Annotated in this window: 22 protein-coding genes and 1 riboswitch; of the genes, 12 read left to right on the top strand and 10 right to left on the bottom strand. The window is 67.0% G+C overall.

Annotated features, from left to right (window positions below):
- Positions 1-517 precede the first annotated feature (517 nt).
- Positions 518-2911 carry an autotransporter outer membrane beta-barrel domain-containing protein gene (locus B3098_RS29010; protein WP_286900865.1) on the top strand — a complete coding sequence of 798 codons (2394 nt, stop codon included), beginning with the start codon at positions 518-520 and terminating at the stop codon, positions 2909-2911.
- Positions 2912-3035: 124 nt separating this feature from the next.
- Here the strand turns inward: B3098_RS29010 and B3098_RS29005 are convergent, their stop codons facing one another.
- Positions 3036-3281 (bottom strand): hypothetical protein, encoded by a 246-nt coding sequence (locus tag B3098_RS29005; protein WP_056327580.1) that lies wholly within the window; start codon positions 3279-3281, stop codon positions 3036-3038.
- A 217-nt stretch (positions 3282-3498) separates the two neighbouring features.
- On the opposite strand from B3098_RS29005, the gene B3098_RS29000 reads away from it, so the two are divergent.
- The 6 genes from B3098_RS29000 (at position 3499) to B3098_RS28975 (ending at position 9525) form a co-directional block, all read left to right on the top strand.
- Positions 3499-4623: a cupin domain-containing protein gene (locus B3098_RS29000; protein ID WP_286900864.1), complete on the top strand. Its 1125-nt coding sequence runs from the start codon at positions 3499-3501 to the stop codon at positions 4621-4623.
- 66 nt (positions 4624-4689) lie between these two features.
- Positions 4690-5601, top strand: coding sequence for a fumarylacetoacetate hydrolase family protein (locus B3098_RS28995; protein ID WP_175125130.1), 912 nt, complete (start codon positions 4690-4692; stop codon positions 5599-5601).
- Positions 5602-5612: 11 nt separating this feature from the next.
- On the top strand, positions 5613-6368 hold the full coding sequence (locus B3098_RS28990) for a GntR family transcriptional regulator (RefSeq protein ID WP_286900862.1): 756 nt from the start codon (positions 5613-5615) through the stop codon (positions 6366-6368).
- 28 nt (positions 6369-6396) lie between these two features.
- Entirely contained in the window at positions 6397-7311 is a 915-nt protein-coding gene (locus B3098_RS28985) for a LysR family transcriptional regulator (RefSeq protein WP_286900861.1), read from the top strand.
- Positions 7312-7529: 218 nt separating this feature from the next.
- Positions 7530-8522 (top strand): Bug family tripartite tricarboxylate transporter substrate binding protein, encoded by a 993-nt coding sequence (locus B3098_RS28980; protein WP_279975580.1) that lies wholly within the window; start codon positions 7530-7532, stop codon positions 8520-8522.
- A 55-nt stretch (positions 8523-8577) separates the two neighbouring features.
- Positions 8578-9525 (top strand): succinylglutamate desuccinylase/aspartoacylase domain-containing protein, encoded by a 948-nt coding sequence (locus B3098_RS28975; protein WP_279975579.1) that lies wholly within the window; start codon positions 8578-8580, stop codon positions 9523-9525.
- Positions 9526-9533: 8 nt separating this feature from the next.
- Here the strand turns inward: B3098_RS28975 and B3098_RS28970 are convergent, their stop codons facing one another.
- The 3 genes from B3098_RS28970 to B3098_RS28960 form a co-directional block, all read right to left on the bottom strand.
- Positions 9534-10055 carry a lipocalin family protein gene (locus tag B3098_RS28970; protein WP_175125135.1) on the bottom strand — a complete coding sequence of 174 codons (522 nt, stop codon included), beginning with the start codon at positions 10053-10055 and terminating at the stop codon, positions 9534-9536.
- An 84-nt stretch (positions 10056-10139) separates the two neighbouring features.
- Positions 10140-11711, bottom strand: coding sequence for a glutamate--cysteine ligase (gshA, locus tag B3098_RS28965; RefSeq protein WP_175139442.1), 1572 nt, complete (start codon positions 11709-11711; stop codon positions 10140-10142).
- 32 nt (positions 11712-11743) lie between these two features.
- The gene (locus B3098_RS28960) at positions 11744-12745 is read right to left on the bottom strand and encodes an alpha/beta hydrolase (protein WP_286900858.1); all 1002 of its coding nucleotides are present in this window, start codon (positions 12743-12745) and stop codon (positions 11744-11746) included.
- Positions 12746-12789: 44 nt separating this feature from the next.
- Here B3098_RS28960 and B3098_RS28955 point away from each other — a divergent pair, with 44 nt between their 5' ends.
- The gene (locus B3098_RS28955; protein WP_191579239.1) at positions 12790-13329 is read left to right on the top strand and encodes a hypothetical protein; all 540 of its coding nucleotides are present in this window, start codon (positions 12790-12792) and stop codon (positions 13327-13329) included.
- Here B3098_RS28955 and B3098_RS28950 read toward each other — a convergent pair.
- Positions 13319-13612, bottom strand: coding sequence for a helix-turn-helix domain-containing protein (locus tag B3098_RS28950; RefSeq protein WP_254594340.1), 294 nt, complete (start codon positions 13610-13612; stop codon positions 13319-13321). The genes B3098_RS28955 and B3098_RS28950 overlap by 11 nt on opposite strands.
- Before the next feature lie 135 nt (positions 13613-13747).
- Between B3098_RS28950 and B3098_RS28945 the strand changes: the two genes are divergently transcribed.
- Entirely contained in the window at positions 13748-14644 is an 897-nt protein-coding gene (locus tag B3098_RS28945; protein ID WP_286900854.1) for an AEC family transporter, read from the top strand.
- Between the two features lie 71 nt (positions 14645-14715).
- Here the strand turns inward: B3098_RS28945 and B3098_RS28940 are convergent, their stop codons facing one another.
- The 5 genes from B3098_RS28940 to B3098_RS28920 form a co-directional block, all read right to left on the bottom strand.
- Entirely contained in the window at positions 14716-15723 is a 1008-nt protein-coding gene (locus B3098_RS28940) for an Ldh family oxidoreductase (protein ID WP_286900853.1), read from the bottom strand.
- A gap of 34 nt (positions 15724-15757) precedes the next feature.
- Entirely contained in the window at positions 15758-16693 is a 936-nt protein-coding gene (locus B3098_RS28935) for an NAD(P)-dependent oxidoreductase (protein WP_286900851.1), read from the bottom strand.
- Positions 16694-16730: 37 nt separating this feature from the next.
- Positions 16731-17744 (bottom strand): Bug family tripartite tricarboxylate transporter substrate binding protein, encoded by a 1014-nt coding sequence (locus tag B3098_RS28930; protein WP_286900847.1) that lies wholly within the window; start codon positions 17742-17744, stop codon positions 16731-16733.
- A 159-nt stretch (positions 17745-17903) separates the two neighbouring features.
- On the bottom strand, positions 17904-19079 hold the full coding sequence (locus B3098_RS28925; protein WP_175125143.1) for a UxaA family hydrolase: 1176 nt from the start codon (positions 19077-19079) through the stop codon (positions 17904-17906).
- A 28-nt stretch (positions 19080-19107) separates the two neighbouring features.
- A complete protein-coding gene (locus tag B3098_RS28920) occupies positions 19108-19389 on the bottom strand; it encodes a UxaA family hydrolase (protein ID WP_056327564.1) in 282 nt (93 codons plus the stop codon).
- Between the two features lie 182 nt (positions 19390-19571).
- Between B3098_RS28920 and B3098_RS28915 the strand changes: the two genes are divergently transcribed.
- From B3098_RS28915 to metW, 3 genes are all read left to right on the top strand, one after another.
- Positions 19572-20327, top strand: a complete 756-nt coding sequence (locus tag B3098_RS28915; protein ID WP_286900843.1) for a GntR family transcriptional regulator — start codon at positions 19572-19574, stop codon at positions 20325-20327.
- 26 nt (positions 20328-20353) lie between these two features.
- Positions 20354-20435: riboswitch (SAM riboswitch) on the top strand.
- On the top strand, positions 20425-21684 hold the full coding sequence (metX, locus tag B3098_RS28910) for a homoserine O-succinyltransferase MetX (protein ID WP_286900840.1): 1260 nt from the start codon (positions 20425-20427) through the stop codon (positions 21682-21684). (Overlaps the previous riboswitch by 11 nt.)
- A complete protein-coding gene (gene metW, locus B3098_RS28905; protein ID WP_175125146.1) occupies positions 21681-22295 on the top strand; it encodes a methionine biosynthesis protein MetW in 615 nt (204 codons plus the stop codon). Before metX ends, metW begins: the two co-directional genes overlap by 4 nt.
- Positions 22296-22298 lie beyond the last annotated feature (3 nt).

The raw sequence follows: 22298 nt of genomic DNA, 5'->3' as shown, positions 1-22298 counted from the left end.
CAGATCGGCCTCGGGCTCAGGCGTGCGTGCGCCGCGCGCGGGCGCGAGATTGGCGGGGGGGGCCGGGGGGGGGCGGTCCGGGGGGGGGGGGGGGGGGGGGGGCGGGGGTGGTGGTGGCGGGGGCGCGGCGGATATCAACCCCGGCGGGATAGATGGAACGGGCTACGGCGGAAATGGCGGCAATGGGGGAGAAGTTGGTATGCCGGGTGGCGGCCAGTCGAATTATGCAGGGGGCGGTGGGGGTGGCGGCGGCACCTACACCAACGGCGGGTCGCCGGGCGATGGATTAGCCAGCCCAAATCCGGGTGTAGGCGGATCAGGCGGTATCGCTGGCGGTGAGGCCGGTGTCGATGGTGGCAGAGCGACCCAAGCAACGTGGGCCGGGGGCGGTGGAGGCGGCGGGGCGGCTGGCGGATCTGGCGGCAACGGGGGGCCCGGTGCCGGCTTTCCCGGTGGCCCCCCGGGCGGCGCCGGCGGAAACAGCGGTCACGGCGTCCATGTCACCGGCGCCAACTCCGTGATCATCAATTCGGGCACGATCTCGCAGGGACCGGCGAACCAGAACACCGCCATCAAGTATGCGGCCACCGCCCAAGATTCCACGCTGGTCCTGCAAGCCGGCAGTGAAATCATCGGCCTGGTCGACGCCACGGAGTCGGGCGGCAAGAACACGTTCAGGCTGGATGGGGGCGCGGCGCTGGCCTTTGATGTCAGCCTGATTGGAAGCGGCCCGCAGGCCCAATACGTGGGCTTCAATGCCTTCGAAAAAACGTCCGCGGGAACCTGGACCCTGATGGGCGCGCCCAATCAGGCCATCATGCCCTGGACCCTGTCGGGCGGGTGGCTCGCGATTGCCGACGACGCGAGCCTGGGCGACGCGGCCGGCACCCTCACGTTCAACGGCGGCGGACTGCAACTTGACGCCAACATCCTGTCGCAGCGCGACATGCAGTTTGCGGGAGAGGGCGCGATCCGTGCCGCTGACGGCACGGTATCCGTGATGCAAGGCGCGATCAGCGGGTCGGGCGCGCTTACCAAGACCGGTGCCGGGACGTGGATCATCGACAGCGACAATGCTTTCGCCGGCGCAACGCTGATTGACGACGGCGTGCTGCAACTGGGCGCGGGCCAGGCCACCGGATCGTTGGGCGCGGGCGTGATCGAGAACAACGCCGTTCTGGCGACAGACCGCGCCAACGCCCTCATCCTGTCCAACGCCATATCCGGTACGGGCGAGCTGTGGCAGGCCGGTTCGGGCACGACGACGCTGACCGGGCCGCTCACCTACACCGGCATCACGCGGGTGGACAACGGCATGCTGGTCATCGACGGCACCTCGTTGGGGCAGGCCGATCATGCAATCGCCAGGGTGGTTGCCGCGAGCAGTGCGGGCCTGGGCGTGGCCAACGGCGGCACATTGGAAGGCTGGGTGGACGGATCGAATCTATCCATCGACGCGACGAGCAAATGGAACATCCTGACGGATGCGTCCAACCCCGCGCAAGCAAACAACCTCAGCACCGTCAACGAACTTCGGCTTGCTGGTAGCGTCGCCTTTGCGCCGCCCGCTGAATGGACCAACGATGCCATCGGTCGTACGTTCACCGCCAACAGTCTGGTGGGTGGCGGCGGCGAAGTGCAGTTGCACATGATTCCGACCACGTCGGGCACCGTGGATTATCTGACCTTGAACGCGGGGGCGACGGGGTTGACCAACCTGGCGCTCAACACCGACAGCGGCTTTGGCGATCCGCTTCACGGCAACGGCTTTCTGGTGGTCAAGGCGGGCGCCAGCACGGACGGCGCGTTTCAGCTAAAGCCCGGCCAGCCTCCGCGAGGCGGCGCGTTCCGCTACGTGCTGGCGCATGGCGCGCAGGATGGCTCACCGGACTTTGCCAACAACTGGTATTTGATCAGCGAAGTCCGCCCCGAAGTCTCCATTTACTCGCAATTGGGCGGGCAAGCGTTGCGGCAGTCCGAGCTGGCGGTGGGAACGTTCAACGAACGCATGGGCGCCACCGAAACGCTGGCCCGTAAGGTGTATCCGTATGCCTGGGCCAGAACGCTGGGGGCCTGGGAGAACCGCGACGGCGCGCCGCGCGGCATCCTGCAGTCGCAAGTGGGAAGCCGCACGATGCTGGGCGGCCTGCAGGTGGGTACGGACCTGTTCGTGACCAACAAGGGCATCCGCCGCAACAGCCTGGGCGTGTTCGGCACGGCGATGGTGTCCCGCGCCCAAGTGGATCACTATCAAGCATCCACCCGTTCGACGATCGATGCCGGCCGCAGCGATCAGACGATGTATGGCTTGGGCGCTTATTACACGATGATGGACGGCAAGGGCGGGTATGCCGACTTCGTCACGCAGATCAGCCGGTACGGCGTGAAGACCCAATCGAGCGGCGCGGAGGGCATGTCCATGCGGACGTCGGGATGGGGCGCGGCGCTGTCGGCCGAAGCCGGCAAGGCGTTCGACATTGGCGATGCCTCTGAAGAGCTTCGACTGGAGCCGCAGGCGCAGATGATGGTTCAGCACCTCCAACTGCGCGACAGCGATGACGATCTTGGCCGGGTGACGCTGCCGAAGTCGCATGCACTGCATTCGCGCGTGAGCGTGAAGCTGTCCAAAGCCTGGGGTGAGCAGGACGACGCGCAGAACCACGGCTGGGTGATGCTGAGCTACCGGCACACGTTGGGGGAATCGTCCAGCGAGTATCAGACGCTGACGCAGGGCGACATCGCCTTTGACAACAAGCTGGACGGATCGCGCGTAGGGCTATCGGCGGGCTACGACCGTCGGGCCGGCAAGAACACGTTCGTCAATGTGCAGTTGAACGCCGAGCAGGGATTGGGCGGCGCGTCGGGCTTGCGCGCGGTGGGTGGCTCGGTGGGGATCAAGTATCTGTTCTAGCGTTCGCAGATCAGGCGTCTGCGAATGACGGATCCCACGGAGGTACTGGCCGCGTGCTGGCATTGCACGCCAAGCCATTGAATCGCCCGCCCCGCGCGCATGCGGGGCGGGCGATTTTTGTTTGCTAGTCGTCCAGTGAAGGCACGGTGCCGATCTGCATCAGGATGCGCGGCGATTCCATGTCGCCGGTTTCCTTGTCGATCATCACTTCATAGGCCGCGACGCCGGCAAATTTGGAGGCCATGGAATTCGCGATGCGGATGGCTCCGAATTCGCTGCTGGCCGGGCGGATTTCCCCGGGGGCGACGCCATTGGCGGCGGCGCGGTAGGGAACGACGATGTACTGAACGAGATGAGCAGCTTCTGACACAGGAATTCTCCCCTGGACGACAGTGTTTCGGGCGAGCGCAATGTATCACGTCGCACTGTGTTTTTGTACAGTATTTTTGCCACGGTCGCCAAGATATTTTTACGAAGCGACTTCGCCGTTCAAGGAAAACCCCTAGCGTTTCGCCATTGCCTGCCCTCCGGCCCCGCGCTTAGTATTTTCGAAAATCCTCAGCGTTTTATAAAACCAGGGGCACGGAATGGAAGCGAACCGCTACGACGCCTACCGCGAAGACACCGCGGGCCGCGCCAATGTGGCCGACTCGCCAGAGCGGGTGGCCTATTACCAGGAGCTGGCGCGGCTGGAGACCGGGGCGCTGTGGACGGTGGCGAACAAGATCGAGCCGTGGGCGCCGCGGTCAGCGTCCGTGCCCGTGGTCTGGCGCTATCAGGACCTGCGCGGTCACGTACTGCGGTCCGCCGAACTGGTGTCCCCCGAAGAGGCGGGCCGCCGCGTCATCTACCTGAACAATCCCGGCCGGCGCGACGTGGCGGCCGCGGTGGGCTGGCTGTATTCCGGGCTGCAGGTGATGCGGCCGGGTGAGCTGGCGTCCGCGCACGCGCACACGCATTCGGCGCTGCGCTTCATCATGGAAGGACAGGGCGCGTTCACGGTGGTGGACGGTCACAAGATGACGCTGGGGGCGAATGATTTCGTGCTGACGCCGAACGGCACCTGGCACGAGCACGGCGTGGCCGAGGACGGCACCACCTGCATCTGGCAGGACGGCTTGGACATCCCGCTGGTCAACGCACTGGAAGCCGGCTTTTATGCCGTGCATCCCGACCTGAACCAGACCGTCACGCATCCGGTGGACGACACCAGCGGCGCGTGGGGCGGCGTGGCGCTGCGGCCGCAGGTGTCCGGCTGGACCAAGCCGTATTCCCCGCTCTTCAAGTACGAATGGGAGCCTACGTACGAGGCGTTGCGCCGCTACGCGCGCACCACCGCGGGCAGTCCCTACGACGGCATCCTGCTGGAATACGTCAATCCGGCGACGGGCGGCCCCGTGATGCCGACAATTGGCGCCAGCATGCAGCTGCTGCGTCCCGGCGAGCACACAAAGGCGCACCGGCATACCGGCAGCTTCATCTACCAGGTGGCCAAGGGCAGCGGTTTTTCCGTCATCGACGGCAAGCGCTATGACTGGACCGAACGCGACATCTTCTGCGTGCCGTCCTGGGCCATCCACGAACACGCCAACCTGTCGTCCAACGACGACGCATGCCTCTTCTGTTTCAACGATCTGCCTGTCATGCGCTCGCTGGCCCTGTACCGCGAGGAAGCGGCGCAGGACAACGGCGGCCATCAGCAGCTGATCTAGTTTCCGAACGCAAACCGCCGCGCTGCTGCGGCCGGTTCCACAACCTTTGACCTTCTGGAGTTCCCGATGCGCCTGGTGACCTTTCGCGCTCATCCCACCGCCGCCGCCCGCCTGGGCGCGCTTGTCGACGGCTACGTGATCGACCTTTTCCTGCTGGGTCAGGAAGGCGGGGTGGATCTGCCCGACGACATGCTGGAGTTCATCGACCTGGGGCCGGTGGCAGTCGCGCAGGCGACGCGTCTCTTGGACACGTTCCGCGGCAACTGGCCGGTGGGCAGCGCGGTGCCGCAGGAGAACGTGAAGCTGCTGGCGCCCATCCCGCGTCCGCGCAAGAACATCTTTGGCATTGGCTTGAACTACGTGGAGCATGTGGCCGAATCCAGCCGCACGCTGGACACGTCGGCCGACCTGCCCAAGCAGCCCGTCATCTTCTCCAAGCCGCCCACGACGGTGATCGGACCGGGCGACGCCATCGAGCACAACGCGAAGATCACGCAGCAGCTGGACTGGGAAGTCGAGCTGGCGGTGATCATCGGACGCCGCGCGTCGCGCGTTGCCGAGGCCGATGCGCTGTCGTATGTGTTCGGGTACAGCGTGATGCTGGACATGAGCGCGCGCGATTGCCGCCGCGCGGGGCAATGGATCTATTCCAAGGGGCAGGACACGTATGCGCCGTTCGGACCGTGCATCGTGACCGCCGATGAGATTCCCGATCCGCAGGTGCTGGACCTGTGGCTGACGGTCAACGGCGAAAAGAAGCAGGGCTCGAACACGCGCCACATGTTGTTCAAGGTGCCGTTCCTGATCTCCGACATCAGCGCGGGCATCACGCTGGAGCCGGGCGACATCATTGCCACCGGCACGCCGGAGGGCGTGGGCGCCGGCCGCAAGCCGCAGGAGTTCCTGTGGCCGGGCGACGTGGTCGTGGCCTGCGTCGAAGGCATCGGCACGCTGCGCCACCCGGTGGTGGCCGTCTAGGAGCGCCGCGCTTGAAACCCAGAATCAAGGCCCCGCGTGAGGATGCGGCGGCAAACGGCGGCGCCGAGATCGAAGACATCACGCTGTCCGAACAGATCTACCGGCAACTGCGCCGCGACATCATGCGCGGCGCGTTTGCGCCGGGCCAGTCGCTGCGGCTGGAATTGCTGCGCCAGCGCTATGGCGGCAGCTTTTCACCGATCCGCGAGGCGCTGAACCGGTTGCGCAGCGAACGCATGGTGCTCACTACGACGTCGCGCGGGTTTCGCATCGCGCCGCTGTCCGTGGACGAAATGCGCGATGCCTGCGAGACCCGCATCCTGATCGATTGCGACGCGCTGCGCCGGTCGCTGGCCAATGCCGACGACGCCTGGGAGGCGCGGCTGGTCGGGGCGTTTCACGCATTGGCGCTGGCCGCGCGGCGGGCGGACGCCGCGCCGGGACTGGACCCGGACCGCGAGGACGCACTGGAAGCCCGTCACCAGGATTTTCATCAGGCGCTGATCGGCGCCTGCCGCTCGCCCTGGCTGCTGGACCTGTCCGCGCAGTTGTACGCGCAGACCGAACGCTACCGCCGGCCGGCGCGCGCGCAAGCCATGGCGTACGGCCCTGAACGCGATGTTGACGACGAGCACCGCGCGCTGCTGGATGCGGCGGTGTCGCGCGATGCCGATCGCGCGGTGGCGATGCTGGCGGCGCACTACCGCGAGACGGCGCAGGTCATCGCGCGCATCCTGTCCCTGCCCGAGGGACAAGCGGCGGCCTAGCACGCGCGATGCCGTAAGCTTGTCGTCCATGGCAGACCTGAAACTCCTCGAAGACCTGATTGCGCTGGCGCAGACCGGCAGCTTCGTGCGTGCGGCCGAGCTGCGGCACGTCACGCATCCCGCTTTCGGGCGGCGCATCCGTGCGCTGGAGACGTGGGCCGGCACACCGCTGGTGGAACGCCAGCGCCTGCCGGTGACGCTGACGCCCGAAGGCGAGACGCTGCTCAAGACGGCGACGCAGGTCGTCGAGCAGATGGGGCTGGTGCGCCATCGCATCCGTAGTTCGGGCGCGGGCGGCGAGGCCGTGCTGCGCATCGCCACGGGCCGCAGCCTGGCGCGCACGCTGGTGGCGGACTGGATTGCGCGGCTGCGGCACCGCGCGCCGCGCGTGCTGACGGACGGCACGCAGGTGGAGCTGTCCACCGGCAAGGCGCAGGACCTGGTGGTGCGGCTGGAACAGGGCAAGGTCGACCTGTTGTGCTGCTACGAGCATCCGGCGCTGTCCGTGCCGCTCAGCCCTTCGCGCTACCGGTATATGACGCTGGCGACGGACAAGCTGGTGCCGGTCAGCCAGATGGATACCCGGGGCCGGCCGCGTTTTCTGCTGCAGGAGGGCGGGGCGCCCGTGCCGCTCATCACGTACACCGGCGGGCTGGCAATGGAGCGCATCGTAGGGGATCGGCTTGAGGCCACGCCGTATGCGCTGACGCCGTTTGTGCGCAGCGATTCGCTGGACGCGGCGCATGGCGCGGTCGCCAAGGGTGTGGGGGTGGCTTGGCTGCCGTGGTCCATGGTGGCGGCCGACTGCCGGCGCGGCGCGCTGGCTGAGCTGGGCGGGCGCAGCGACGAGATCGCATTCGAAGTCCGCCTGTACCGTCCGCGCGCGCGGCTGACCGACCTGGCCGAAGCCGCCTGGGAAGCGACGGCGAATCGCAAGGCGTGAATTCAGGTCTGGCCTCGGGTCCGGATTCCTGCGCCTGAAGTTCAACGCCTGTTGTTCAGTAGCCGGAGTTCAGCGACCATATCTCGCCGCCAGAATCCCGATCAGCACAACGATGTGCCGTTTTGGCACGGACTGCCCCTGGGGAGCGCTCGAAAATAGCCCCCGAAATCAAATGAGACGGCTCCGCCGTCCACCCACAGCACCCCAGGGAGAAAGTCATGAAGTCCATCTTGAAGCCGCTGCGTGCGGCGCTAGTTTCGTTGTGTGCCGCCTCGGCGCTTGCCGCGGCCCCTGCCGCCAGCGCGGCTGATTACCCGGCCCGCAGCATTTCGCTGATTGTCGGTTACCCCGCCGGCGGCAGCCTGGATCTGACCGCGCGCCTCTTGGGCGAAGAACTGGGCAAGCGCCTGGGCCAGACCGTTGTGGTCGAGAACGTGGGCGGCGCCGGCGGCACGATCGGCGCGCAACGCGTGGCGCGCGCCGCGCCAGACGGCTACACCATCTTTTTGGGCTCCACCAATGAAATGGTGATCGCCCGCATGATCAACACCGCCGTCAAATACGACAGCGCCAAGGATTTCACGGCGCTGGGCATCGTGGCCTCGCAGCCGATGCTGCTGGCCGCCAGCAAGAACTCGGGCGTGAAGACCGCCGCCGACTATCTGGAAAAGCTCAAGGGCGCCGCGCCCGGCACGTTCAACTACGGTTCGTCGGGCGTGGGCACGACGCTGCACTTGGCCGGCGAGATGATCAACCAGGCCACCGGCACCCGCGCCGAGCACGTCCCTTACCGCGGCGTGTCGCCGCTGGTGACCGATCTGATGAGCGGTCAACTGGACTACGGCATGCTGGTGCTGTCCTCCGGGCTGCCGCAGGTGCGCAGCGGCAACATCGTCGCGCTGGGCCTGACCGAGAACAAGCGTTCGCCCGCCGCGCCCGAGATCGCGCCGCTGGCCGCCACCAAGGGTTTCGAGTCCGTGGACATCAACCTGTGGTTTGCGTTGTACGGCCCGGCCGGCCTGCCCGAGCCGGTGGTGACCAAGCTGCGCACCGTGCTGGATGAAACGCTGAAGTCGGACCAGTTCCGCGCCAAGATGCAGGACGCCGGCGGCGAAGTGGCCAAGCCGGGCGTGGACCCGGTGGCGTTCCAGGCTGAAGAAACCAAGAAGTACGGCGCGCTGGTCAAGGCCGCCAAGATCGAAGCGCAATAAGGCTGCGCGCGACGCATCACACCATCGAAAGACCAGGCATCAAGCGGATATCACCATGGAATTCAAGCTCCCCGTTCCCGACATCGCCGCCGAGCGCGCGGGCAATACCGACACGCCGGGCGTGTGGCACTTTGATTCGGGCGTGCCGGGACGGGCGCTCATGGTGAGCGCGCTGGTGCATGGCAACGAGTTGTGCGGCGCCTGGGCGCTGAAGGACCTGCTGGCCTCGGGTCTGCGCCCGCGCCGCGGCAGCCTGACGCTGGCCTTCTGCAACCTGGACGCGTTCGACCGCTTCGATCACGCAAACCACGATGCGTCGCGTTTCGTGCAGGAAGACATGAACCGCGTCTGGAGCGCCGAGCGTCTGGACAATCCCACGTCGCCGGACCGCCAGCGCGGCGCGGCGCTGCGCCCGTGGGTGCGGCGTGCCGACTGGCTGCTGGATCTGCATTCGATGCACGAGCCGGGGGCGCCGCTGCTGCTGACGGGCGTGCTGCCGCGAAATATCGCGCTGGCGCGCCGCCTGAAGGCGCCGCAGCACGTCATCGTGGACGCCGGCCACAAGGACGGCGTGCGCATGCGCGACTTCGAACACTTTGGCGACCCGGCCCGCGAAGACGCGTGCGCCCTGCTGATCGAATGCGGCTTTCATGGCGACCTGTCGTCGCGCGATGTGGCGCGCGACATGGTGGCGCGGATGCTGGTGGAATCGGGCGTGATCGACGCGTCGGACCTGCCCGAAGGCTGGCTGCTGCCGGATCCGGCGGCGCAACGCGTGCTGGAAGTGACGGATGCCGTGGTGGCGCCGTCGATGAATGTGCGCTTTGCCGGCCCCTGGTCGGGGCTGGAAACGTTTGAAAAGGCCGGATCGCTGATCGGTTGGGCCGACGAGCAGCCGGTGGTGACGCCCTACGACAACTGCACGCTGATCATGCCGTCGCTGCGGCAGTTGAAGCCCGGCGTGACGGTGGTCAGGCTGGCCCGCGACTACGCCGCGGGCTGAGGGGGCGCTTACTTCTGCGGCGTGTAGCGCAGCTCGTCGAGCTGATAGCCCTGCGCCGTGGCGGCGGCCAGCGCCTTGTCCAGTTCTTCCTTGGGCAGCTTGGGCGAGCGCGACAGGATCCACAGGTACTTGCGGTCGGGCGTGCCGACGACGGACCAGCGGTATTCGGGATCCAGGCCGATCACCCAGTAATCGCCCTTGAATGGCTTGAAGAAGGTGACTTCGAGCTTGGCGTTGTTGCTGCCTTCGACCACCGTGGCGGTGCCCGACGCCGAATCGATATCCCCGTCCTTGGTGCGGCAGCGGTTGTTCACGCCGATGGTGCCGTCCGGATGCGCGGTGTATTCGGCCGTGGTGTCTCCCACGCAATTGCGCTGGAAGAACATGGGGAAGTTGGCGATTTCGTACCACATCCCCACGTAGCGTTTCAGGTCGACGGATTCCACGGTCTGCATGGGCGGCGGCGCGGCGTGGGCAATGCCCGCCACGCTGACCGCCAGGGCCAGCAGAAATTTTGCGGTGCGGCGCATGGATAAAACCTCCTGATGTGACTGGTAAGGCCCGCGCGCGCACCCCGCAGGGGCGCGGCGCGGACCAATCCCTAACGATACGCCTTATTTGCGCGGCGCCTTGAGCGCGGCGTGATAGCGGCTCACGTAGGTATCGAAGTCTTCAGTGTCCGACTGTTCCAGACGGAGCTGTTCGGCGGCGGACGCTTCGGCGGCTTGCTGATAGGCCGTGGCCACGTCGGCCGGCAGCGGCTGCGCGCGCAGCGCATCCGCATGCTTGCGGCTCAGCGCCAGCGAGTAATCGTGGAACGACAGGCCGCTGTCCTTCAGTTCGGCCAAGAGGCGCGCCGAGGGCGTGGTGTCGGGCTGGTCAAGCTTGGCGCGTTGCGCCGCCAGCGCATCCGCGTAGGCGGTGCCGCCCATGGCGCTGTCGTACAGCGCCGCGTACGGCGCGATCTGATCCAGCAGTTCGTGACCCCATTGCGCCAGGCCGATGGTCTGGCCGTCGCGGTCCAGCGTGAGGCCCGGTTTGCGGCCTTCCTTGACGACGACCGAGAAGTTGTCGGCGCTGCGCTGACAGTAACCGTTGGCGGGGAAGAACGGGCTGTCCGAGGCCGTGCAGAACAGCAGGAAGGCGTCGACAAAACGGGCGGTGGTGGCGTCGATGCCGACCGGCGAATACGGATCGATGTCCAGGCAGCGCACTTCAACGTATTGCACGCCGCGTTCGGCCAGCGCCGTGATGGGGCGTTCGCAGCGGCCCGTGGCGCGCTTGGGACGGATGCTGGAGTAGTACTCGTTTTCGATCTGCAGCACGTTGGTGTTGAGCTGGATCCATTCGCCGTCGCGGTGGGTGCCGATCTTTTGATAGTCGGGCCAGGGCTGCGTCACGGCGCCGTACAGGCGGCCGAGGAACGTGTCCAGGTCGTTGTAGCAGAGCTTGAGCTGCGACTGCGCCTTGTTCTGGTAGCCCAGGTCGCTCATGCGCAGGCTGGTGGCGTAGGGCAGGTAAAGGGTGTGGTCGCCCAGTTTGTCCAGCGCGTGGTCCTGGCCTTGCAGGAAGCCGCTGGCCAGCGCGGGCGCCGAGCCGAACAGGTACATCAGCAGCCAAGAATACCGCGTGAAGTTGCGGATCAGGCCGATGTACCCGCGCGAGCGGCGGTCCTGGTCGGAGCCCGGCTGCGTGTCGAGCACGGACCATAGGGCTTCAGGCAGCGAAAAGTTGTAGTGCACGCCGGCGATGCACTGCATCGTCTTGCCGTAGCGTTCGGCCAGACCGCGGCGGTAGACGTGCTTGAGCATGCCCGTGTTGGACGTGCCGTACCAGGCGATTGGGATTTCAGGTTCGGGCGGCAGCGTGGCCGGCATGGACTGGTTCCAGATCAGTTCATGGTCCAGCACGGTGTAGACGTGGCGGTGCGTGTCGGCAAGCTCGGCCAGGAGCGCGTCCACGTTGTCGTGCGTGCCCGTGATGAGTTCGAGCAGCGACTCGGAATAATCGGTGGTGACGTGTTCGTTGGTCAGCGCCGAGCCCAGCCCGGCGGGGTGCGGCGTGCGGGCCAGGATGCCCTGTTCGTCCACGCGCAGGCCTTCTTTCTCGATGCCCCGCAGGGTCTGGGTCAGCATCGAGCGGTTGGCCTCTAGGCGGGCGAGGCGGTTGGCGGCAGTATCGGTCACGGATTGTTCTCGTTGGGGGCTGTCGCCGGATTTTACGGGGTGCTGGCCTCCTGTGCTGAGGGAACCAGTACTGGGGACAGGGACAATGCCTGGGCGGTGCGCGCCAGCCATTCGTCCAGGTCAGCATAGACGGGATCGGCAATGGGGGCGGTTTCGTTGAAGATCTCGTGCCACGCGGTGTCGTACCAGCGCAGGGTGAGCAACTCAGCAGGCGCCCGCTGGGCGAACTGGCGGCTGCCTTCGGCCGCCACGATGGAGTCGTCGCCGGCCACCATCAGCAGCGTGCGGCAGGGCAGCAGGCTGGCTTCGCGCAGCGCCTGCTGGCCGGCTTCGTCCACAAAGCGCGCCAGCCGCCCGGTCATGCGGCGCCGCACCAGGGGATCGGCGCGGTAGGCCTTTACGACGGCCCGGTCGTGGGAAATGCGGGCGGGCGCCAGGCCGTGCGGGACGCGCAGGTCGGGGGCATGCAGGGACATCCATGTCAGCGTGCGGCGCACCCATTGCGGAACATTGACGGCAAAGGGTGGGGAGCTGAGCACCAGCCCGTCCAGGTCGGCCAGCCGGCGCTGGGCGATGCGCACGGCGACCAGGGCGCCCAGGCTGTGGCCCAGCAGAATGGGCGGACGGCCGCAGGCCTGTGTCCAGTCCTGCAGCCGGTCCACGGCATCGGTGACCAGGTCTTCCTGGTCACGCAGGGTGGCGGGGTGTCCGCCGGAGCGGCCGTGACCGCGGTGATCGTGCGCGCCCACCGTCCAGCCCCGGGCGGTCAGCCAGCGCGCCAGCCGGTCATAGCGTCCGGCGTGCTCGCTCAGGCCGTGCAGCAGATAGATGCTGGGCCGGGCTGCCGGCTGCCCGTCTGCGGCCTGCGCGTCACGGGAGTGCCTGTCATCGGATAGCCCGTCATCGGAGTGCCGGCCACCGGATAGCCGGCCTCCGTCGCCTGCTATCGGAGGCGGGACATTCGGCGCGGCGGGCCAGCAATAATTGGCGAGCAACGTGCCATCGGGCGCGGGCGCCATGGAAATCGGCGACAATTTCTGGATTCCTCGAAATGACGGGACCCTGGAGTCCTCAGGTAATGACGATTTCATCGCTGTTTCGTTTCATGTTCAAGAAAGCGGGCGTTTTTTTGGCGCTGACGTTGGCGTTGGCGGCTTGCTCGCCCAGTTACAACTGGCGCGAGATGGATGTGGCGGACGGCCACGTCCGCGCCGCGTTCCCCGCTCGGGTATCGACCGAAACCCGCGATCTGAAGCTGGACACGCACGCGTTGAAGTTCACGATGGCCAGCGCGACCGTCGGCGAAGCGGTGTTTGCCGTGGGATCGGCGCCCCTGCCGCCGGAGATCGCGGCCAGCCCCGCGGCCCGGCAGGCGCTGGGCGTGGCGCTGATGCGGTCCCTTTACACCAACATGCAGGCGCCGCCGCCCAACGAATGGCCGCCTTATGGTCAGGAAATCGAGGTGCGCGGCAAGGCGGTGGGCAAGCCCGGATGGCTGCAGGCCAAGGTGTGGGTGACGGACACGATGCTGATCGAGGCCGTAGCCGCCGGCACCGAGGAAAGCCTGCCCGCCGAGCGCGCGCGCGAATTCCTGCGGTCCGTCGTCATCAAGCCTTGAACTCGAGCAGGCCCAGCCGCAGCGCCGCCACCACGGCCGCGCGGCGGCCCCGTACGCCAAGGCGGCTGCAGGCGTTGCGCAGGTGGAAATTCACGGTGCTTTCGCTGACGCCCAATATCCGGGCGGTTTCCCAACTGGTTTTGCCCGCGGCCGACCACCGCAGGCACGCGGCCTGTCTGTCCGATAGCGGCAGACAAGCTGCCTGCCGGTCTGCCAGATGCAGGCCGGCGGGTGGAATGGCGCTGCGGACGGCGCAACGCGATGAGTGGGCAGGAATGCGCATCGGTGTGGCGGACATGGCGGCGAGGACGGGATGGTCCTGTTGTGAACAATGCGTCCATGCTGCGGCGACCGCCCCGGCCGGGGCAAGCAATGATGCCGTGACGCATCAATCTTTTTATCTCTGACGGAATAGTCCATGTTGGCCATCGCGCAGTTCTACCTGTCAGCCATTGTGCTGATGATGCCCCTGCTTTCCTGCGTGGGAATCGGGCTTTATTGGGGTAAGCGCGATCTTCCTTTCGGCGGCAACTTCATCACCACGCTGGTGACGTCGGTCACCACGCCCGCGCTGGTGTTCCATACCTTCGTCACCACCCACCTGGACAACCGCGCGCTGGCCGACGTGGCTGCAGCAACCCTGATCGCCCTGCTGCTATGCGCGCTGATTTGCGCGGCGCTGCTCAAGGCCTGGAAGCTGCCTGTGCTGAGCCTTCTACCCACGGCGTTCCAGCCCAATGCCGGCAACCTGGGTCTGCCGATTTCGCAACTGGCGTTCGGCGACGCGGGCCTGTCGGTGGCGGTGGCTTTTTTTGCGGTGAGTTCCTTCGTGATGCACACCATCGCGGTGCGCATGCTGCCTGGCGTCAACACCAAGGGAAGCTGGAAGAGCCCGATCCTGCTGGCGTCCGTGGTGGCGGTGGCGCTGCGTTTGCTGGACGTGCCGGTGCCCGCGTGGATCATCGAGACGGCGCGCATGCTGGGCGCGGTAACGGTGCCGCTGATGCTGCTGAGCCTGGGCCATGCGCTGGCGCTGATTCCGTCAAACGGCATGCGCGACGGCGCCAAGGTTGGTGCGATCCGCCTGGTGGCGGGTCTGTTGACCGGGCTGGCTGTGGTGTGGGCGATGGACCTGGAGCCGGTGCTGGCCGGTGCGCTGACGCTGCAGATGGCCATGCCGTGCGCGGTGGTCAGCTATATGTACGCGCGGCGCTACACGCCGCTGGGCGACACCGCGGCGGGCGCCGTGCTGGTGTCCACCGTCGTGTTTCTGCTGCTGGCGCCGCTGATGCTGTGGTTCTCCCACGGGCAGTAGGGGCGCCGGGCGGCGGGGTCAAGTCCCGCAGTCAAGCCCGGCAGTCAAATCGCGCAGTCAGGCCGCGCGCTTCAGCCAGCACCCGCCAACGTGCGCAACTGCGTCATCAACGCATCGGGCAGGTTCAGGCCGTGCTTGACCGCCTCGTCGCGCAGCTTGCGGCGGCGGTCGCCCGGCAGGCGCACGCCTTCGTCTTCGAGCATGGCGTCGACCAGCGTTTCCACGCGTTCCAGGTAGACATCGTTACCCGCCAGCGCGTTGGGATCGATTGCCATGAAGGCCTGCCCCAGCCGCGCCGGGCCGCCTTCATCCACAAAGAACGACTCGTTCTCGTAGCCGAAGCGCGCGCCGGTCAGCGCGCAGGCCATGAGTTCGACAATGAGCGCCAGCATGGCGCCCTTGACGCCGCCCGCGGGCAGCATGCTGCCGGCCAGTCCCGCCTTGGGATCGGTGGTGGGCTGGCCCTCGGCGTCCAGCGCCCAGCCCAGCGGAATGGGCTGGTTGTCGCGCGCGGCGATCATGAGCTTGCCGCGCGCCACCTGCGACAACGACAGGTCGATGACCAGGCGCGCGCCGCCGCGGCGTGGGAAGATCGCCGCGATGGGGTTGGTGCCGAACAGGGGGCGCTTGCCGCCCCAGGCGGGCATGGCGGCAGGCGAGTTGCTCAGCGCCAGCCCCACCATGCCGGCGTCCGCCAGGGCTTCCAGGTGGTAGGCCGCTTCGCCAAAGTGATGGCTGTTGGCCACGCCCACGAACGCAACGCCATGCTCGCGGGCACGGGCCGTGGCCTGTTCGACCGCCATCGCGCAGGCGGGAAACGCCAGGCCCGAACCGGCATCGATCAGCGCTGCGCCGCCGCGTTCGTTCACAAGGCGCGGCACGGCCGAGCCGATGGCGCGACCGGTGCGCAGATGACCGGCGTAGAACGGCACGCGCGACAGACCGTGAGAGCTGAGCCCCTGGCTTTCCGCGAAGACCAGTGCGCGGGCGGTGCTGTCGGCCATGACCGGGTTGGCGCCGGCGGCGGCAAGACCGGCCGCGGCCAGGTGTTGAAGTTCGTCCAGATAGATGTGAGCCATATCCTTCCTGTCGTGTGAGGCGCGCCGCGCCTCGTCAGCGTGCGCGGGCGTCAAGCGCCATTGTCACACCGGCGGCCACCATGTCGGAAACGCGCGTGTTGGCCTCTTGCGTGAGCCCCGCGATGTGCGGCGTCAGGATCAGGTTCGGCGCGTCGGCCAGCGCACTGCCCGCGGGCAGCGGTTCCTGCTCGAAGACGTCCAGCGCCGCGCCGCGCAACCGCCCGGCCCGCAACGCCGCGGCTAGCGCGGCTTCGTCCACGATGCCGCCACGGGATGTGTTGATGAGGATGGCGCCGGCGCGCATGCGTTCGATGCGCGCGGCGTCCAGCAGATGCCGGGTCTGGGGCGTGAGCGGCAGGTGCAGCGTCACGACGTCCGCCTGGGCAAGCAGATCGTCCAGTGACAGCGATTCTGCACCTGCTTCCTGCCACGCGGGATGGTTGGACGGCAGGGCGGCGTCGCTGCCCACGATGCGCATGCCCAGCCCGCGCGCAAGCTGGGCGGCCAGGCGGCCGATGCCGCCGAATCCCACCACGCCCAACGTGCGGCCGTGCGCTTCCAGCCCCTGCGACAGCGCATTGCGGGGCCACACGCCGGCCGCCACGTCCGCGGTGGACCCATAGGCGCCGCGCAACAGCGACAGCATCGTGCCGACGACGTATTCGGCCACGGCGCGGGCGTTGGCGCCCGTGGCGGGAATGACCTTGATGCCGCGCGTCTCGCATCCCGCCAGATCGATGTTGTCGAGCCCGACACCCAGCCGGCCCACGGCAACCAGGCGCGGCGCGGCGGCCAGCAGCTCCGCGTTCACCTGAGTGCGGTTGCGCACGATGAGGGCGTCGGCATCCGCGACGGCGGCGAGCAGCGCGCCGCGCTGCTCGACCAGTTCGGGCGCGTACTGCACGTCGAACCGCTGCTGCAGGGCCTGGACGGCAGGCGTGTCCATGAACTCCGATATCAAAACTCGCATCTGCCGGGCTCCTTTTCGTGGTGGCAGGTTGGCCGCGTCAGGCGACCTGGATGTTGGCGTCGCGGATGATCTTGGCCCAGCGGTCGACCTCGGACTTCAGGTACGCGCCGAACTCTTTCGGGCCGCGCGGCTGCGGCACGAAGCCCAGTTGCAACAATGACTGCTGCATGGCGGGCTGCGAGACCTGCTTGACGATGGCGTCGCCGATGCGCTGGACGAGCTGCGGCGGGGTCCCGGCCGGCGCGAGCACGCCCGTGAAGTTCTCGACGATCAGGTCCGGCAGGCCGGCTTCGGCCGTGGTGGGCAGGTCGGGCAGGTCCTTGCTGCGCTCGCGCGTGGTGATGGCCAGCGCGCGAAGCGAGCCGTTCTTCACGTGCGCCAGCGATTCCGGGTAGTTGGAGAACACCACGTCCAGATGCCCGCCGATCAGGTCCGTGAGCGACGGCGCGCCGCCCTTGTACGGCACGTGCATCAGCGGCACACCCGTCAGCTTCTGATACAGCGCCAGCGTCAGGTGCGGCGGGGTGCCGTTGCCGCTGGAACCGGCCGACAGCGGCTTGGCCTTGGCCGCGCGCGCCAGGTCGTCCATGGTCTTGATGTTGCTCTTGGCGTTGACGACCACCATGATCGGCGACGACGCCAGCCCGGCGAGCGGGGTCAGGTCGCGGGTCAGATCGTATCCGGCCTTGCCCGCGAACAGCGTGGCGTTGGCCGCGTGCGACAGCGTGATGGCCAGCCAGGTGTAGCCGTCGGGCGCCGCGTTCGACACATGCGCCGCGCCGATGTTGGCGCTGCCCCCGGGTTTGTTTTCAACCACCACGTTCCAGCGTTCGGCGTCCGCCAGCGCCTTGCCCACCTGGCGCGCGGCCACGTCGGTCAGGCCGCCCGGCGGAAATGGCACCACGTAGTTGATGGGACGCTCGGGCCACGCGCCTTTCTGCGCCAGCGCGCGTTCCCACGGGGCCAGCGCACAGAGGCCGGCGGCGCCCAGGGCGCCCAGCAGGCGACGGCGCTGCGCATCGTGCAGGGGGTAATGCGGTTCGCTACTCATCTGTCTTCCTCCTTGGGGATAACGCCCGGGTAGGAATGCGTACGCCTTTGCTGCCGCGGACTGCGCCCGGGTCTGCAGGTTCTTGTCGTTGATGTTGCGAGGATGCCGCTAAGGCGGCCGGCGCGTTCTCCTGGTCGCGCCGGCGCCGGAAAGGCGCTATCAGGCGCTTTCGAAAATCCGCGTGAGCACGAACTCGCGGTGGCCCAGGGCCTCGGCCGCGGTCCACCGTCCGTTGGCGGTGGCCAGCATGCATTCCAGCAGCTTGTCGCCGGCCTGGTTCAGGTCGATCTCGCGCTGCAAGAGGGCGCTGGTGTCCACGTCGATGTGCTCGGACATCGTGCGCACCGTGCGCGGATTGGCGCAGATCTTGATGACCGGCAGGATCGGGTTGCCGATGACGTTGCCCTGGCCGGTGGGGAAGAAGTGCACGGCGTAGCCCGAGGCGGCGCACAGCGTGACCATTTCCGCCGCGGCCGAGGACGAGTCCATGAACCACAGCCCGGGGCCGTCGGGGATCTCGGCCTTGTCGATGACGCCATCCACCCGGCATTGCTTGCCGATCTTCTGGATGTTGCCCATCGCCTTTTCCTCGATGGTGGTCAGGCCGCCGGCGATGTTGCCCTTGGTGGGCTGGGATTCGGACAGGTCGCTGGTCTTCCAGCGGTCGATCATGGCCTGGTAGCGGTCGAACATGAACATGAAACGCTCGCGCACGGCGTCGTTGGCGCAGCGTTCGGCGACGATGTGTTCGCCGCCGGTCAGCTCCGACGTCTCGCCGAACACCAGGGTGGAGCCCAGCGCATACAGCTTGTCGAACGCGTTGCCCACCGTGGGATTGGCGCCGCAGCCGGACGTGGTGTCGGATTCGCCGCACTTGGTGGAGACCCACAGGTCGGCGATGGGGCATTCGCTGCGCGTGAGCGCGGTAGCGTAATGCACGTATTCCTTGGCGCAGCGCGACGCGCGCATGATCGTGTCGTGGTCGCCGTGCAGTTCGATGGAAAAGCCCATGACGGGCTTGCCGGTGGCGGCGATGCCGTCGACGACGCGTTTGGTCCAGCCTTCCTCGATGCCGATCACGACCACGGCGGCGACGTTGGGGTTACAGCCGGTGCCGATCAGCGTGCGAAAGTGCAGTTCAAGATCCTCGCCGAACTGCAGGCGGCCATAAGGATGAGGCAGGGCCAGGGTGCCCTTGATATTGTTGGCGACGGCTTCGGCCGCGGCGTTGGAGATGTCGTCCACGGGCAGGACGATGACGTGGTTGCGCACGCCGACGCGGCCATTGTCGCGGCGATAGCCTTGGAAGGTGGTCTGGGCAGTGATGATGGACATGGTGGGTTCCTGTGCGATGGACGGGCGCTTACCAGCGCTTGGTCTTGATGTTGTGCACGTGGGCGTGCTGGCCGGCCTTGATGGGCGCCACCACGCGGCCGATGTCGACGCCGTACTTGAAGACGGTGTCGCCCACGGCCATGTCCTTCATTGCCACCTTGTGTCCGATGGGAATGTCCTGCGACGCGCGTACATGGATGATCTTGTCCTCATCCATGATCCAGGCGTTCAGCTCCGTTCCGGCGGTCAGGCCTTCCACCACGGCGACCGCCACCGTGTCCTTCGCATCGTGCAATACGGCGTGAATCATTGTCTTCCTCTCTGAGTCAGGGGCGCCGCCCGGGTGCTGCACGCGGCGCGGATCACAACGGCCAGGAAATCTTAGGCCCGGCTTTTTTCAAAGTCAACTAAATCATATAGATGACTTACATGACTTGAGCGAACGACGGACGCGCCGCTACACTGGAGGTCCATGATTTTTGCGATGCACCCATGAACACCAGCCTGTCACCGACTGTGCCCCTGGGCAGTCCCTTGTACGAACAGGTCAAGCAGGCCGTGCTTGCCGCGCTGGCGCAAGGCGAGTGGAAGCAGGGCGACGCGATTCCTCCGGAAAAACATCTGGCCGAACGGTTCGGCGTATCGATCGGCACCTTGCGCAAGGCCATCGACGAACTGGCCGCCGAGAACATCCTGGTGCGCCATCAGGGGCGCGGCACCTACGTCGCGGTGCACACGCGCAACCATCACTTCTTCAAGTTCTTCCGCATCGTCGGGCAGGACGGCAGCAAGTCCTATCCGACCACCGAGCTGTTGCGCTTCCGGCGCGTGAAGGCCTCGGCGGTCGCGCGCGAAAAGCTGGATCTGCCCGCGGGCGCCCATGTTTTCGAGTTCCTGAATGTGCTGTCGCTCAACGGCGACGTGGTCATGGCCGACGAGGTGTGCCTGCCCGAACCCCGCTTTCCGGGGCTGACTGAAACGCATCTGCGCGAGCGCACCAGCACGCTGTACGCGCTGTACCAGGACCTGTTCGGCGTCAACGTCATCGCCACCGACGAGCGGCTGCGGACTTGCCTGGCCGAACGCACGCAGGCTCGCTGCCTGGGCGTGGCCGAGGGCAGTGCGCTGCTGGAGATCCGCCGCATCGCGTTCTCCTACAACCGCCAGCCGGTGGAATGGCGCGTGTCCCGCGTGAACACCGAACGCTACGAGTATCTGGGACAGGAGCCCTGGGAAGCCGGCACGTAGCAGTGCTAGAATTCCTGCCGCACTACCCAATTTTCGGCGCCGATTTGCCTGATCCGCTTGCGGGCGCCTTCCAATAAATCCAGCTAAAGAGGTCCGTATGACCACTCCTGCCCAACATTTGGCCGGTGATTCGGCCAGCGGGTTCGTCCCCGCAACCGTCACGACTACCGATACCGTTGATCCCGGTTCGGTCGGCCTTGTCTCCCCCACGTTCATTCGTTTCGACGAACCGCTGCCCCTGCTGAGCGGCCAATCGCTCGCGTCCTACGAACTGGCTGTCGAAACCTACGGCACGCTCAATGCGCAGCGCACGAACGCCGTGCTGATCTGCCACGCGCTCAATGCCTCGCACCACGTGGCTGGGCAAGCCGCGGACAACCCCAACGACCTGGGCTGGTGGGACAACATGGTGGGCCCCGGCAAGCCGGTGGACACCAATCTCTTCTTCGTGATCGGCGTGAACAACCTGGGCTCGTGCTTCGGCTCGACCGGGCCGGCCAGCATCAACCCCGAGACCGGCAAGCCCTGGGGCGCCGCGTTCCCGGTACTGACGGTGGAAGACTGGGTGCGGGCGCAGGCGCGGGTGGCGGACCACTTCGGCATCGAGCGCTTTGCGGCGGTGATGGGCGGATCGCTGGGCGGCATGCAAGCGCTCAGCTGGTCGATCACCTTGCCCGAACGCGTGGCCAACTGCATCGTCATCGCCAGCACGCCGCGCCTGTCCGCGCAGAACATCGGCTTTAACGAAGTGGCCCGCCGCGCCATCATCACCGACCCGGATTTCCACGGCGGCGACTACTACGCGCAGGACACCGTGCCGCGCCGCGGCCTGTCGGTCGCGCGCATGATCGGCCACATCACGTACCTGTCCGACGACGACATGGCCGAAAAATTCGGCCGCGCCCAGCGCGCACCCGCCGAGAACGGTGCGTACCGCTACGGCTACGACGTCGAGTTCGAGGTCGAGTCGTACCTGCGTTACCAGGGCGAGAAGTTCACGCGCTATTTCGACGCCAACACCTACCTGCTGATCACGCGCGCGCTGGACTACTTTGATCCGGCCCGCACCACGGGCGGCGATCTGGCGCGCGCGCTGGCGCCTGCCAAGTCGAACTTCCTGCTGGTGTCGTTTTCGACCGACTGGCGCTTCCCGCCGGAGCGGTCGCGCGAGATCGTGCGGGCGCTGCTGAAAAACGCCAGTCCCGTCACGTACGCCGAGATCGACGCGCCGCACGGCCACGACGCCTTCCTGCTGGAGGATGCGCGCTATCACGCGGTGGTGCGCGGCTACTACGAACGCATCGCGCGCGAGCTGGGCCTGCAAGCCGCCGCCCCGATTGAAGGATGCTCCGAATGACTTCCGTGACTCCCCGCTATGCCCACAGCGCGCTGCGGCCCGACCTGGCGCGCATTGCCGGCTGGATCGAGCCGGGCAGCCGCGTCCTGGACCTGGGGTGCGGCGACGGCGCGCTGCTGGCGCACCTGCGCGACCATCGCCAGGTCAAGGGAGCCGGCGTCGAACTCGACGACACCTGCGTGATCGCCTGCGTGCGCCGCGGCGTCGAGGTCATCCAGCAGAACCTGGAAGACGGCCTGGCGCTCTTTGACGACAAGCAGTTCGACACCGTCGTGCTGTCGCAGACGCTGCAGTCCATGCACCGCACCGAGCACATCCTGCGCGAAATGGCCCGCGTGGCGCGCTACGGCGTGGTGTCGTTTCCCAACTTCGGCTACTGGCCGCACGGCTGGGCCATCCTGCGCGGCCGCATGCCCGTGACCGGACAGATGCCGTACCAGTGGTACAACACGCCGAACATCCATCTGTGCACGTTGCGCGACTTCGAACAGCTTGCGGGGGAAGTGGGCCTGCGCATCCTGGAACGCGCCACGTTCAACGAAGGCAAGGAAGTGAAGGCATTCCCTAGCTGGCGCAGCACGCTGGCCGTGTACCGCTTTGCTTCGCCCTGACAA

The sequence above is a fragment of the Achromobacter sp. UBA2119 genome (genome assembly GCF_002331005.1).
GTDB lineage: Bacteria > Pseudomonadota > Gammaproteobacteria > Burkholderiales > Burkholderiaceae_B > Achromobacter > Achromobacter animicus.
Note: the sequence above shows the minus strand (reverse complement) of the source record. Positions and strands in the feature narration are given on the sequence as shown.

Bases quoted from the DNA above. Each gene is read 5' to 3' on its own strand.
- B3098_RS29000 (WP_286900864.1), top strand. From the start codon at position 3,499: ATGGAAGCGAACCGCTACGACGCCTACCGCGAAGACACCGCGGGCCGC.
- B3098_RS28995 (WP_175125130.1), top strand. From the start codon at position 4,690: ATGCGCCTGGTGACCTTTCGCGCTCATCCCACCGCCGCCGCCCGCCTG.
- B3098_RS28985 (WP_286900861.1), top strand. From the start codon at position 6,397: ATGGCAGACCTGAAACTCCTCGAAGACCTGATTGCGCTGGCGCAGACC.
- B3098_RS28980 (WP_279975580.1), top strand. From the start codon at position 7,530: ATGAAGTCCATCTTGAAGCCGCTGCGTGCGGCGCTAGTTTCGTTGTGT.
- B3098_RS28975 (WP_279975579.1), top strand. From the start codon at position 8,578: ATGGAATTCAAGCTCCCCGTTCCCGACATCGCCGCCGAGCGCGCGGGC.
- B3098_RS28970 (WP_175125135.1), bottom strand. From the start codon at position 10,055: ATGCGCCGCACCGCAAAATTTCTGCTGGCCCTGGCGGTCAGCGTGGCG.
- B3098_RS28955 (WP_191579239.1), top strand. From the start codon at position 12,790: ATGACGATTTCATCGCTGTTTCGTTTCATGTTCAAGAAAGCGGGCGTT.
- B3098_RS28950 (WP_254594340.1), bottom strand. From the start codon at position 13,612: ATGCGCATTCCTGCCCACTCATCGCGTTGCGCCGTCCGCAGCGCCATT.
- B3098_RS28945 (WP_286900854.1), top strand. From the start codon at position 13,748: ATGTTGGCCATCGCGCAGTTCTACCTGTCAGCCATTGTGCTGATGATG.
- B3098_RS28940 (WP_286900853.1), bottom strand. From the start codon at position 15,723: ATGGCTCACATCTATCTGGACGAACTTCAACACCTGGCCGCGGCCGGT.
- B3098_RS28935 (WP_286900851.1), bottom strand. From the start codon at position 16,693: ATGCGAGTTTTGATATCGGAGTTCATGGACACGCCTGCCGTCCAGGCC.
- B3098_RS28930 (WP_286900847.1), bottom strand. From the start codon at position 17,744: ATGAGTAGCGAACCGCATTACCCCCTGCACGATGCGCAGCGCCGTCGC.
- B3098_RS28925 (WP_175125143.1), bottom strand. From the start codon at position 19,079: ATGTCCATCATCACTGCCCAGACCACCTTCCAAGGCTATCGCCGCGAC.
- B3098_RS28920 (WP_056327564.1), bottom strand. From the start codon at position 19,389: ATGATTCACGCCGTATTGCACGATGCGAAGGACACGGTGGCGGTCGCC.
- B3098_RS28915 (WP_286900843.1), top strand. From the start codon at position 19,572: ATGAACACCAGCCTGTCACCGACTGTGCCCCTGGGCAGTCCCTTGTAC.
- metX (WP_286900840.1), top strand. From the start codon at position 20,425: ATGACCACTCCTGCCCAACATTTGGCCGGTGATTCGGCCAGCGGGTTC.
- metW (WP_175125146.1), top strand. From the start codon at position 21,681: ATGACTTCCGTGACTCCCCGCTATGCCCACAGCGCGCTGCGGCCCGAC.